Source organism: Rhizobium sp. FG113 (assembly GCF_057809895.1).
Genome location: NZ_JBMDKV010000027.1, coordinates 1 through 13,154, shown reverse-complemented (window position 1 = coordinate 13,154; position 13,154 = coordinate 1). Strand labels below are relative to the sequence as shown.

Annotated in this window: 9 protein-coding genes; 1 reads left to right on the top strand and 8 read right to left on the bottom strand. The window is 62.9% G+C overall.

What is annotated here, in order from left to right; translation table 11 throughout:
- Positions 1 to 214: 214 nt before the first annotated feature.
- Positions 215 to 388, top strand: coding sequence for a hypothetical protein (locus tag ACODTZ_RS32895; RefSeq protein WP_489031119.1), 174 nt, complete (start codon positions 215 to 217; stop codon positions 386 to 388).
- Positions 389 to 391: 3 nt separating this feature from the next.
- Here ACODTZ_RS32895 and ACODTZ_RS32890 read toward each other — a convergent pair whose 3' ends face one another.
- The 8 genes from ACODTZ_RS32890 to ACODTZ_RS32855 all read right to left on the bottom strand — a co-directional run.
- Positions 392 to 1,315, bottom strand: a complete 924-nt coding sequence (locus ACODTZ_RS32890) for an ArdC family protein (protein WP_489031117.1) — start codon at positions 1,313 to 1,315, stop codon at positions 392 to 394.
- Positions 1,316 to 1,567: 252 nt separating this feature from the next.
- The gene (locus tag ACODTZ_RS32885) at positions 1,568 to 2,155 is read right to left on the bottom strand and encodes a hypothetical protein (protein WP_489031115.1); all 588 of its coding nucleotides are present in this window, start codon (positions 2,153 to 2,155) and stop codon (positions 1,568 to 1,570) included.
- A gap of 386 nt (positions 2,156 to 2,541) precedes the next feature.
- Complete coding sequence (locus ACODTZ_RS32880) at positions 2,542 to 2,853, bottom strand: hypothetical protein (protein WP_489031113.1); 312 nt, start codon at positions 2,851 to 2,853, stop codon at positions 2,542 to 2,544.
- Positions 2,850 to 3,743, bottom strand: coding sequence for a DUF7007 domain-containing protein (locus ACODTZ_RS32875; RefSeq protein ID WP_489031112.1), 894 nt, complete (start codon positions 3,741 to 3,743; stop codon positions 2,850 to 2,852). Before ACODTZ_RS32875 ends, ACODTZ_RS32880 begins: the two co-directional genes overlap by 4 nt.
- Positions 3,740 to 5,497, bottom strand: a complete 1,758-nt coding sequence (locus ACODTZ_RS32870) for a ParB/RepB/Spo0J family partition protein (RefSeq protein ID WP_489031110.1) — start codon at positions 5,495 to 5,497, stop codon at positions 3,740 to 3,742. The genes ACODTZ_RS32875 and ACODTZ_RS32870 overlap by 4 nt, the downstream gene beginning before the upstream one ends.
- Positions 5,498 to 6,035: 538 nt before the next feature.
- Positions 6,036 to 11,126: a DEAD/DEAH box helicase family protein gene (locus ACODTZ_RS32865; protein ID WP_489031108.1), complete on the bottom strand. Its 5,091-nt coding sequence runs from the start codon at positions 11,124 to 11,126 to the stop codon at positions 6,036 to 6,038.
- Positions 11,127 to 11,216: 90 nt separating this feature from the next.
- Positions 11,217 to 11,822 (bottom strand): DUF1419 domain-containing protein, encoded by a 606-nt coding sequence (locus ACODTZ_RS32860; protein ID WP_489031106.1) that lies wholly within the window; start codon positions 11,820 to 11,822, stop codon positions 11,217 to 11,219.
- A gap of 71 nt (positions 11,823 to 11,893) precedes the next feature.
- Positions 11,894 to 13,154 (bottom strand): DUF3991 and toprim domain-containing protein (locus tag ACODTZ_RS32855; RefSeq protein ID WP_489031104.1); only part of this gene is annotated, 1,261 nt, incomplete at its 5' end.

The window sequence follows — 13,154 nt, the reverse complement described above, 5'->3', positions numbered from 1 at the left end:
AGATGGGTTGCCGGAAACTCTGACGTGAAGGGATATGGCAATGGCGTGCCGCCGCATTTTCCCTGAGCACGAATGGCACCGTTCCATCGCCTCACTCGCACCGCCGTCACGGCATGATTGAGTTGGGGAAACGAGACCCCCGCAAACATTGGCCGGCTTGCTCGCTATGCCTCCTGCGATATCGTTGCACCCGCGAATCGCAACTGGAGGAACAATGCGGCAGCAGAGCAAGCCGTTCATCATCGAACGCAAACCATCCCGCAAACCAAAACCCGACGCTGCAAAACCGTCGATCTGGGGAAGGCTGGATGCTGATATTGCACAAGGTCTTCAAGACCAGCGCGACATGGATCACGCGGCCGCCACCGGTGGTGCCGACCGCGCCTGAGTGTCAGGCAGCAGCCTTCAAATCCGCGTCCGGCTGCAAGGAATGCAGGAAGCTCACCGCGCGCTGCGCATGCGCCGCAGCCTGGAAGATCGCCCGCTTGTCGTTGGCAAGGACCGATAGCCACGATTGCAGATAGGATGCGTGATCCGGCCGCGGCTCGAGCTCCGGCGCGATGCCAAGATCGGCGCAGAGGAAGCAGCTGCCGAGTTCGGCAATAAGTTCTTCGCGGGCCCGATCCGTCCGATCCTTGGCATATCGAGAAAGATCACGCCCGACCCGATGTTCAGCCGCTGTCCAGTGCGTCGCCTCATGGCTGAGGACGGCCGCGTATCCGGCCGCATCGCGAAACGCCTCAAAGGGCGGCATCTGGATGTAGTCCAGACCCGGTGAATAATAAGCCTGGCTACCGCCATGGCGGATGACGGCGCCGGTGTTACGAAAGAAGCGGTCGGCGCTCTCGATCCGCACAATCGGGTCGAGCACTTTTGCCGGCGGTGTATAATAGCTGTCCGGCAAACCCTCGATTTGCTCGACATTGAAAACTGAATAGGCCTTGAGGAACGGAATTTCTCGATCCACCTCGTTGCCGTTGGCATCGGCTTGCGCCTTGGTGTAACGGCTGGCGAAGACCACCGTCGAACCTGTTTCGCCTTTCCGCACGGCGCCGCCCAGTTCCAACGACTGCTTGAATGTCATCCACATCGAAGAGGCGAAGCCGCGCGACACCTGCTCCGACCACAGAAGAAGCACGTTCATGCCTGAATAGGGCATACCGTTGTGACGCAACGGTCTGGAGATACGACCATTCGTATGGGCGGCGCTCCAGGGTTTCATCCAGGGGCGAACGCCAGATTCCAGATCCTCGACGATCCGTTCGGTGATCCGCGTGTAGATGTCGGCACGATCAGTACCCGCTTTCTTGCCCATCACTTCTTTCTCCTTTTCAGGAACCGCGCCTGTCGCGGTCCGTCACGGAGGTCCGAGGTCAGGGGCCGATGGTGTGCTCATGCACCGGAACGGCCGCAACAGCGTGGAGGACGGCAAAGCCGTTGCATGGGCGCCCGGCTCCTGCAGGACCGCCGACCGGGACGGGCCGCGACAGGCGCATCTCCAGGCCTGCTCTTCGACAGGAAAAAAAGGCCGGCGCGCGCAAGCGCCGGCCAGTCAGGGAAGAACGTGTCAGCCGAATGCGGCCATCTGAGCCTCGGCCGCCTTGCGGTCGAGCGATGCGCCTGGGTTTTCAACCGGCCGGTCGAACGGCTTCCAGCTCTCGCCGACAACCTGTTCGTAGGCCGCCACGGCGCCCTCGGCTGCCATGCGCAGCGCATGGGACTGGACACCCATGTCGGCTGCGAATTCCCGTTTGCGCTGGGCGGCGCTATCGTAGCCGACCGGACCGTCGAGATCCTCGTCGCGGGCATCGTTCGATGCCTTGGCCGTTGCGTCGCGTGCCTCGGTGACGGCCCGGGAGTAGAACTGTCCGGCGCCATGCGCCGATCCGACGAAGGCCCCGACGATCCTTTGCAGATGGATCTGCATGGCCTTTTCGCCCAGGCCTTCGGAGAGGCTTTCGGCGGTCTCGACGATCAGCCGCTCATGCAGGCTGCGGATGCCATCGCTGTCGACGACCGTGGTGCCGAAGCTTTCGGCGATCTTGAGGGCCTGGGTGGCGTCGGGGCAGGAGAGGCGGACCATTTCGAGTGTGGTGCCGCGGCGCGATTGCTGCGACCTGGCGTTGGAGCGATTGGTGGTGGTGGGCTTGGCCATGTCTGGTCCTTCCGTTGCTGCCGAAGCGGTTCCGGCCCGTGCCGGTCTGCCCTTCGATGCGGACGACCAGAACCGGCAAAGGACGGGCGGCTTCACAGGTCCGATCCGACTGAGCCAGCAGGGTAGGTTTGCGGGCCAGCAGGTTTCGACCTGCTTGGGACCGCGGGCCTGCTCTCGCGCAGTGAGGTAGGGTCGGCCGCCCCGCGGCGCGCCAGCGGCCTTGAAACGGCCGGCCGCCGGTTCAGACCGCAACGAAAAGAAGGGCAGTCCGGCACGGGTCCGATATCAAATGCCGGCCGGCGGGGGACGACATGGCCAAGCCCGCCATCCTCGGGGCCGCATGGTGGTGACAAAGCACCCCGCAGCTCACTCGGTTTCTGAGTCGCCTATCCCCCGTGAGGCAAAACAGGCGCATCATCGCAATCCGCGAGCTCATCGATGAGCTGCTCCTGCACGACCAGCCTGCATGTGAGCGTGTCGAGTTCGCCCCAGCGTTCAAAGGCCAGACGATCGGCAAGCTCCTGATGATAGAGACGAGAGCCGGATCGGCGACGCGCCCTGCTCCGGACCTTCACAGTGACAGCCTGCCGCCCGGCGCGCGCCGCAATCTGCCGGGTCAGACAATCCAGATGCCGCAGGGTTTCGCGTTGGGCGCCGATTGCCTTCGCCAGCGATCTTGAAGCAAGGACGGCGGTCATGATCCATTCTCCCGGCCTCGCCCACCGATGAAGGAAGATGGCCCGTGATATTCGGCATGACGGGCGGGATCGATAACGAAGCCGAACCGGCCGCGCCTGGCGTACTCATCGCTTCGCACCAGGAAGCGACGCTCATCGTCGCCGGATCTCCGGTTACCGCCGACGGCCGCCACGACCTCGGTCATTCCGGGGTTCTGGTTGGAAAAGATCGCCGACATGACAATATAGTCCGCCGCATGACGTTGATCGAACGCTTGTCGGTCCTTGGCCCAGCTTTCACCCTCAGTCAGCGCGCAGCCGTGGATCGCCTCCCAGACATCCGGCCAGGTATTGCGGATGGTCTTTTCGGCCATCGACCGCTCATAACCGGTAAACAGCTCCGGAAAGCTGAGCGCCACGATCGCCCATTCGCAATCTTCCTCGTACCATGGGGTGTCCTTCCGCAGCAGCGGATGGATTTTAGCATTGCGAGCGGGAGAAAGATGGAAGCCGCCGTGGCCGGCTGTACTGTGGGCAACGACACCGTCGACATAGATAACAGCCATCTGCGATCCGCCCCAGGGCGTGCCTGCCGACATACGGATCTGGATGCGGTTCAACTTCGCCAGATCGCGTTTATGACCGGCGGTCTCGGCGACACGCGCCCGGAACTCGGCCTCGTCGGCAACCCGGCCGTCATGCCCGATAAAGTCGGCCCGCGTCAGCTCGGCGAGCGGCCGGCGGACAAAGACAGCACTCGCGAGATAGGCAAAGCCGCTCGGCGCCGTGACCATGGCCAGGACCAGGTCATCGATGCGGGCGATAGGCAGACCGTCCGCGCTGATGGCAAACTCCACCCCCGAAAGATCGGGGGTGGGTGCTGCCATGTTCGACTGGAGGGCGGCGGTCATGCTGCCGCCCTCTGGTCGAAATCCTGGTCATGCTCGTCTTCGGAGCCGACCTCGATGTCCTGCGGATCGTCGTGATCCCCTTCTTCGCCGGCGTGGCCTTCCTGCACCGCACCGAGGTCCTCACCATGACCGTCGTCATCCTCGCGTCTGCCCGAGGCGATGACGTCAGTGGCTGCACCTGCGCGGATCCACTCGAGCAGCTCGTCGGCCGGCGGCGCGAAGCGGCCGGCGGGATGGACGAAGTGCTGAGTTGCGAAATGCTCCACGAGCGCTGCGCGGGTTTCGCGCACCTTGGGCCGAGGCAGGACAGACGCCTCGGCGCAAGACGCCTCCAGCGCCTGGCGCGACAGGCACAAGAGAAAATCTTCCGAGCCCATGTTGGGCAGGAATTCGTCAGCGCCGATCACGTCGCCAGCGATGCGCGCGATCATGCCACTGTTCGACATGCCACGGCGGCACGAGAGGACATCGATCAGCACGGAGCGGACGGCGACCCGGAGCGTATCCTGATCGAAGGCCAGCTTGCCGTTCTCGTCGAACAGGCCCACTGCATGACGCGAGAAGCGCTTGCCACCATAGAAGCTCCCATCAGCACCGGAGTCGACTCGGACGTTCTGACCGGCAAAAGCCAGAACCATGAGTGCCATCAGCATATCGTCCTCGATCGGTGCGCGACCGAGTGCGTCATGCAGTGCATCCGTGCGGAAATCACCGATCATGTCGTGGCCCTTCTGGGTCACATCCGGCCGTGCCTTTGGCGCGACGATCGCATCGGCGTCGTCGCCGCCAGTGATCGGTCCGTCGCCAGCAACGCCCTTCGGCTTCGCCGCCTCCGGCATCCGGTAATGCACCGTCTGGACCTTGCCCTCGCGATCGAGATAGATCGCCGCGTGGTCGGACTTCGACGGCTTGCCGTAGACCTGGTTTGCCTTCTTCGGCAGTTCCGGTTGCCCCCAGCTGTTGACCTCGACAATCCCGCCGCGCTTCGGCAGGTTGCGCGTCATCCATTCATGCTGGGCGCCGAGAAAACCTTCGACGTTGGTGGTGTAGCGTCCGTCCTGGTCGGCCGGTGCGAAGAGATCCTCGACCCACTCGATGCCATAGGCCTGAGCGAGATCGTCGCCAAAGCTGGCATCCCTGGCATACATCCGCTTCTTCGTCAGGGCATTGGCGATCTGCCACCAGGGCGCCGTGTCGCCCTTCTTGGGCTTGTGCGCCTTCCACACTTCCTTCTGCTCCACCTGGCCGGCGGCCGCGATGATGCGCAGCTGCTGCTCGGACGGCATGTCGCCCAGCGCCATCTGCTCGAGCATAGCCGGCAGGACATTGGCGAGGAGCCGGAGCTTGCGGATCTGGCGGACGGGGAGGGCGAGGGCGACAGCAATCGCTTCCTCGGTCCAGCCAAGGGCAACGAGTCGTTCGATGCCACGCCACTGGTCAACGGGATTGAGCGGTTCGCGAACCGAGTTTTCGACCATCGAGCGCATCGCGCCGTTATCATTCGCAGCGTCTACCACCAGAATTTCGATCTCTTCGAGGCCGGCAGCAATCGCGAGCCGGACACGGCGATGTCCGGCGTCGATGATGTAGCCATTTCCGCCATCCGCTTCCGGCGCGACGACAGGCGGCTGAACAATGCCGACGGCCTTGATCGTGGCCAGCATCAACGCGTCAGCCTGCGGCGACGACTTCGACTGGCGCATCCGGTCGGGGTTCTCCTTCAGAGCGCGCGGGTCAACCTTCATGATCTGCATGGGATCTGTCCTTTCGGGGTTCGGACCAGCGCCTTGCCAGCCCTTCCTGTCTTCATTTTTCTCGAAGACACCCCCCGGACCGCCGAGCGGCCGGACTGACGCAACTGCGACCGAGCAGCCCTGCTGCGAAGGACAAGCGGGGCTCTTGAGCCCTGCGAAGGACGAGTGGCCGGGATGGCGCAGGTGGCGGTTGAGCGACAGCGACGGCAGGAGGACCGCTCGGCGACGGGTTCTTTTCCGCCTCCCTCTCCATTTCTTTTTTAGATCTGGCACGCAGACGCGGATGTCAGACGGCAAGCAGGACCTCGGCTGGAATAGAAACGCAAAAAGGGCGCTCGACCCGCGAGGGGAGCGCCCTTTTGCTGATCCCGGACGACATCGAAAGCCACCGCAATTGCGGCGGCAGGACATCATCTGAACGGGAAGTGATCCTTAAATATTATCGAGGCTGAGGGATTTCAAGTATCGGCTCCCGCCATCTGGCGAAGGCCATGGCGGGAGCAGGAACAAGCCGCAAGACCGGCCTGGTTTACGTTTATCATGCGGCGATCTGGTCTGCTTCAGCGATGGCCGAAGCAGCAAGTTCTTCCTCGATCTCGCGAAGCTGCTTTCTTTTCGCGCCAAGCTCCTCGCCGAACTGGAAGGCGCCACCGATGCGCGACTGATACGAATTCAGCCGGCGCTCGCCATCTTCAAGTCTCCGGCGATGTTGCCGCTGCTCTTCGTCGAAGCCATCAAGTCCATGCTCCAGCCGCGAGATCGCGCCAAGGGGCGTCACTGTAATAGCAAGGTCGATCTCGTAGTCCGCGCCGGTGCGCTGGAGCAGTGTCTCGAAGCGATAGCCATCGCCCTTGCCAAAACGCTCGCCTTCATAGACGAGATCGAAGCCGCCGATCGTCGCCAGATGGACCTCGCCCTCCTGTTGCAACTGTAGAAGCGTGAGGATCTCCCTCATCAGCGCGCGACCGGCCTCCTTGCGCTCGGTATAGTTCTCACCGAGCACCGTCATGGTGAACGCATCGCCCGTGGTCGGCCGGAGGCGCTTGATGTCCTGGCCGATCTCGCCGATGCGCCGGGTCGAGATCTCGACGTCGCGCTCCGCATCGCGCATCTGCCGACGGACGGCATATTGATCGTCCTCATGCGCGGCGCGCAGCCGTTCAAGCCGGGCAATATCGGCCTCCAGTCCCGCCTTCTGCATCAGCCGCTCGTCGCCCGATGCGATGGCCTTTGCCATAGCGAACTGGTTGGCAGCGCCTTCACCAACGTCTTCGAGCCGCCGGATCGAGGTGTCGCCCGAAAGTGCTGCGGCGATGAACCGGGCCTTGCGCTCGTTGTTCTGCCACATCGAGGCGTCGAGCGAGCCCTCCGTGGCATAGGCGAAGATATCGACCTCATCATGCTGATTGCCCTGCCGCACGATCCGGCCCTCACGCTGTTCGATCTGCGATGGCAGCCATGGCACATCGAGGTGATGGAGCGCCTTGAGCCTCAACTGAGCATTGACGCCAGTGCCCATGGTTTCGGAACTCCCGATCAGGAACCGCACTTTGCCGGCGCGGACGTCGCCGAAGAGCCGCTGCTTGGCATCGGTCTTTTTGTAATCCTGCATGAAGGCGATCTGGGCGGCCGGAACACCGAGCCGGATCAGCTCGTCGCGAATGAACCGATAGGCCGAGAATCCGCGGGTCTTCTCCACGTTAATTGTGCCGAGATCGGAAAAGATCATCTGGGCGGCGCCGGGCAAATCGAAATCCTTGCCGTCGGGGCGCCGATAGATCGCTTTGCCGGTTTCCTGCCAGATGCGGTGGGCATTGCGGACGAGCAGATTGAGCTTGTTGTCCGCCTCGTTCTCGGCAGCCGGCATGACGAAGCGCAGGTCGATCGCCGCATGGCGGCCATCAGTGATGACGGAGAGCAGAATGTCGTCGCCGGGTTTGGCCGGACCTTCGCGCTTCTCGATCGCCTTGATCCTGGTGTCGAGCATCTGCTGATAGGTCTTGAACAGCGCCGTCGGCTTAGCCGTGAGGATCTGCCGCCGGCCCGTCGAGATATTCGGCACCTTCACATATTGCCTGAGATCGTCGGGCATGACGACATCGGCGAAGGACCGGAACATGGCGATCAGTTCGGGCACGTTCACGAAGGAGGCGAAGCGGCTGACCGGCTTGTATTTGCCCGACGGCTGGATTTCGAGTTCGGTCGTCGTATCGCCGAAGCAGGACGCCCATGCATCGAATTCGTGCAGCCCACGCTCGGCAAGTGCTGCAAGGCCGAGCAAGCGCTGGATCGAAAACATCTCGCCGAGCGTATTCGTAATCGGCGTTCCCGAGGCGAGAACCAGCGCCCGGCCAGGGTTCTTCGTCTCGATATAGCGGGATTTGACATAGAGATCCCAGGCGCGCTGCGAGCCGTTCGGGTCGATACCCTTCAGCGTCGACATGTTGGTGGCGAAAGACAATTTTCGGAATTCCTGTGCCTCGTCGACGACGATCTGGTCGACGCCAATTTCGGAGATGGTGAGAAGATCATCCTTGCGGGTCGAGAGACCTTCCAGCCGCTCCTGCAAACCTTCTTTGAGCCGCTCGAGGCGCTTGCGCGAGACGCGGTCCTCGCTGTCGACCTTGGTCAGAAGATCCTCATAGAGCTGAAGCTCGTCCTGGATCATCTCCTGTTCGAAGGCTGAGGGAACGGCGATGAAGCGAAACGCGGAATGGGTGATGATGATCGCATCCCAGGTGGCGGTCGCCGCGCGCGACAGGAACCGGGCGCGCTTGTCCTTCGAAAAATTGGTCTCGTCGGCGACGAGGATGCGGGCATTCGGATAGAGCGCGAGGAATTCGCGGGCGGCCTGCGCCAGGCAATGGCCGGGCACGACGAGCATCGCCTTGGCGATCAGGCCAAGCCGGCGTTGCTCCATGATGGCAGCCGCCATCGTCATCGTCTTGCCGGCGCCGACGGCATGGGCCAGATAGGTGGAGCCATCGGAGATGATCCGCCATATGCCGCGTTTCTGGTGTCCATAAAGAACAAAGGCGCCAGAGGCGCCGGGAAGTTTGAGGTGGGAGCCGTCGAATTTGCGCGGCGCGATGTTGTTGAAGCGATCATTGTAGTCCCGCGCCAGCCGGTCAGTGCGATCTGGATCGGTCCAGACCCAGTCCTGGAAGGACTGCTTGATCCTCTGCAGCTTGTCGCGCGCGGCTTCGGTATCGACGACGTTTAGGACCCGGCGCTCGCCGTCGAGGTCCTTGAACACGTCGAAGATCTGCGGGACCCGGCTGTTGAGCGCATCGGCCAGCAGATCGCCGGCATGGCGGCGGCTGGTGCCCCATTCGGACGTCCCCGAGGCGCTATAGCCGAGTTGCCGAGCCTCCACCGTCCAGGAGCCGAGCTCCGGCATGTGATGAATGCGGATGTCGGCTTCCATCTTCTCTTTGACGAAGGCGACGACGTCGGCGGCCGGGATCCACGGCGCGCCGAGACGCGCGGTGATGTCGGAGGGGCGAAGATCGGCCGGCTGGACATCAGTCAAGGCGCGGACATTGCGCTCATAGGCCGGGTCGATCTCTGCTGTAGCCTGCGCCGCCGACAGCTTGGTGCGTACCGCGCCGGAGAGATATCCGTCAGCTGTCTTCCAGGATCCGTCGGCCGGATCGCGGAACACGGCGTCACCAAGCTTGTCGATCACGGCTGCGGGGTCAGCGTGCAACAGTTCGGCGATATGATCGATATCGACATGGCCGCGTTCATTCAGCACGACGGCGAGTGCATCTGCCGGCGACGTGATCGTCGGCGCCGCGGGGGGAGCTATTACCCGTTCGGAAAAGATCGGACCGGCCTTGGCCGTGTCGGTCTCGAGATCATAATCTTCGATCGAGGCGACCAGCCAGCAATCGGGATCGTCGCGGAAGGGTGCAAGGTTCGGCTGTCGATGGGTCTCCTTGACTTCGCCGGTCTCCGCGTCTTCCTGGATCGAGACCGTGGTGTGGTTGATCGGCCCGAAATCGCGCACGAAGCTCGACCAGGCGATGCGCAGCCGGACCTGCAGATCGCGCCAAGGCCGATCGGTCTCCTGCGCCTTCAGCACGTCGCGGACGGCATCCCGGATCGGGATCAGCTTCGAGATGATCCGGACGTGCTTTTCCGAGATACCATCCCCGGTCCGGCCCTTGCGGACGGTAACCGGCACGGCCGATCCGTCGAGCATCTGCATCAGGCCCTTGGAACGGTCGAGGAAGAAGCTGCCCTCGCGAACGGGCCCGCCCTTCGGCTGCAGGTCGACGATCTCGGCGAGTTCATCCTCCAGGTCGATGTCGATGGGCGTCGGCTCGCCGTCGTAGAGGTCGCCCGGCAGAAGCTCGATGGCGGCGGCAAGAGCGGCTTCAAGATTTTCGTCACCGCGCGGCCGGCATGTATAGGTCTCACCGAAGGGTCCGGAGGTCAGTGCGTGGGTGCCGAGCACAAAACCGGGATGCCGAGCGAACCACCTGTTGACGCGGATCGGTCCCTCGTCATCGGTAGCGGGCCTGACCTCGTCCACATCGAGCCACATCTGATCGCCTTCCGGCTCTCCTGTCTTGCGCTTGCGGAAGAAAAGGATGTCTACGACGACATCGGTCCCCGCATCCCGGCGAAAGCTGCCCTCAGGCAAGCGGATCGCCGCGATCAGGTTTGCGGATTTTGCGATATGTTCGCGCGCTGCCGTGTCGACCTTATCCATCGTGCCATGCGAGGTCACGAAAGCGGCGAGCGCGCCGGGCTTCAAGTGATCGATCGACCGTGCAATGAAATAATCGTGCAGCCGGAGACCGAGCGCCCGGTAGGCGCGGTCCGAGCGAACGGTACGGTCGGAGAAGGGCGGATTGCCGATGGCGAGATCGTAGATCGGCGACAGATCGGTGCGGGCAAAGTCGCCATTGATGGTGCGAGCCTTCGGCTGCAGCAGGTCGACGATACGGGCCGAGACCGGATCGAGCTCAATCCCGGTGACATAGGCGGCGTCACGAAAGCGCTCCGGCATCAGGGCTGGGAACAGACCTGTTCCGATACCGGGTTCAAGCACGCGGCCGCCGCGCCAGCCGAGTTTTGCGATCCCGGCCCAAATCGCGCGGATGATGAACTCCGGCGTGAAGTGGGCATATTGGGTGCAGCGCGTGAGCGACGCATAGTCAGCTTCAGAGACCGCAGTTTCGAGTGACGAGCCGAGATCATCCCAGCCCTGCCGGAAATCGACCTCGCCGGGCCGTCGAAACATACCGTTGGCCAGCTCGCCAGCGCCAAAGCCGGTGAAGCGGATCAGCTGCGCCTGCTCCGTGGGCGTTGCCGGCCGGTCCTGCTTGGCAATGCCATCGGCAACGAGGATCGCCGCAACGTTGGCGCGGGCGCGGTCCTTCCAGGATGCGCCCAGTTCGCGGTCGCCGTCGAGGTAGAAGTTCGCCCGATGTCCGGCACGCCGCACAGGCGTGGCAATGACTGGGAGGGCAGGTGCCGGCGCGGGCGGAGTGGGATCCGGGTCATCATCATTGGCAGCATCGGGAGAGAAACCGCCAAACGCGGTCACGCCAAGCCCGAGCCCGGAGGACAGGGCAGAGCTGCCGAACATGTCGAAGGTGAAGGGATCGTTGCTCATGGAAAACTCCTTTGGAAGGCGGACGTGCGCCATCGTCCGGTCGAGGGTTCGGCCGGCTGCAGCGCCCGGATTTTGGGAATTGGGTGCGGCTTAGGCCGCTAGGACCGTGGGCAGGTGGCGCAGATGCACCGGCAGCTTGGCGGCGATCTCCTCGTCGCTCAGTGTTTCGAGAAGCTTCAGAAAGGTGCCTTCCTTGCCACCATAGAGCATGACGGTGCGATGGCCCCGCATTGACTTGGGCCAGCGGGAGCCCGCATAACCGCGATAGTCGTCCGCGGTGGCGCTCCAGATGTGCTCGAGCCGCTCTTCCCGGCTCATCGCTCGAACGGGCCGGGTTTCGCGGTCAAGGATTGAGGAGCGCATCGCCTCCACCGAATCCGGATCGGAGAGGTCGCAGTAGGTGTGGAAATAGCGGACGGCGGCATCGATCCGGATCGCGTAGAAGACCGACGTCACAGAACCCGTCATGAACTCGCGCATCGCAAAGATCGGTCCACGCATCCACAGCGGCGGAAGGATGTCGAGCATGTAGGTGTAGGAGATCTCGTCGATCTCGAACCATTCGCCGGCATAGGTGGCAGACTGATCACCGCCAAAACGATCTGGGCGCTTGGCGTGCCGGTCGAACATGCGGAACATTTCGTTGCGCTTGGCCACACCCTGAAACACTTTGCGGGGGAGGGATATCGATGTCATCAGCTTGGTCCTTTCGGGGTTTGGACCGATGGCAGCAATGTCGTTTCGACCTCACCATCCTCTTCAGTCCTTCATGACCCCTCCCGAGCAGCCGGCCTCGTGTTCGGCCGGGTCAAGGGCCGGCCTTGGCCGGGCGAAGCCTCCCTTGATGCGGTCGGCGCGCATGCGGCAGGCCTCATCTTCTTTTCAATTTTCCTTTCCCGTCTCTCCTCTTCTCTGTTCTGCAAAACCTCGTTCCAGTCGTTTTCCGGCGGGCGTAACCTCTGCCAGTCGCAGCCGTACTCCTCGGCAAGAGCACGCAATCGCTCTGCGTAAATGTCTCCTGGGGAATTGGCATCCGTCGCAGCCACCAGTGTGAGATCCGGCCGCGCGACAAGTTCGCCGATCGCAGCATCGGTCGCCGGAGACCATCCGCCGCCGGTACTGAGATATAGCGTTCTCTCGCGCAAGCCCTCAAGCGCTGCGAGGCTCATCGCGTCGATCGCCGCCTCGGTCACGCAAAGGCGGTTCGCGTCACTCGGGCCTAGTCGGAACAGCACCTTTGAGCCCCCCGTAGAAAATCCGCGCCATTTTGGACCGCGCTCTTCCCAGCCGACGACCCGGCCGTGGCCATCGGCATGCGCCGCCCACATGCTGCCGAAAGGTCCCTCTCGCAGGATGTCTTCCCGAATGGCCTGCCGGACGACGGCAGGAGGGACCCTGCGCTCCCAGCACAGATATCGCCAGGTGTCGGAGTCGGTTGACGGCATACGCCGGCTTCTCCAACGTTCAGCGACGTTTCCCGTCGCTGCTGACGACCGCGGTGACGTCCATTCTGGTCGGGAAAGTCGAAATCCGACAAGCGTTGCAACCGCCTCTGCCGCGATTGGGAAAGCGACCTTTTCAAGAAACATGGCGAGGCCGAAGACGTCGCCTTTCTCATCGCTGAGTGGATCGAACCAGCCCCGTCCGTCATGGGTGACAATCACGATGCTGCCGCCACGCCGGTATTTGACGGCACGGCGCGTGCTTTCTCTCACATCGAGTTCGAATCCGGCCTGTTCCAACACGGCTTCGCAACTCACCTTTGCGCGTAGCGCCTCTAATTCTTCTCGTTTCACATGTTCATCGGCCGCGTAGCGGACGCCTCTTCTTAATTCCCGCAGTCTGCGGGCCACCCTTTTCCCGCCGCGAAGAGCGGAGGGCGCAAGGGCGCAGCGCGCAACTGACAAAAGTTGCAGCAAAGCGCTGCGGCGAAGCTTCCCTTGCGGCCGACGGGTCGCCAGCGGCAGGAACAAGCGGGTCTCAATGAGACCCGCGGGGGAAATATTCATGCACGATCTCAAGATCGTC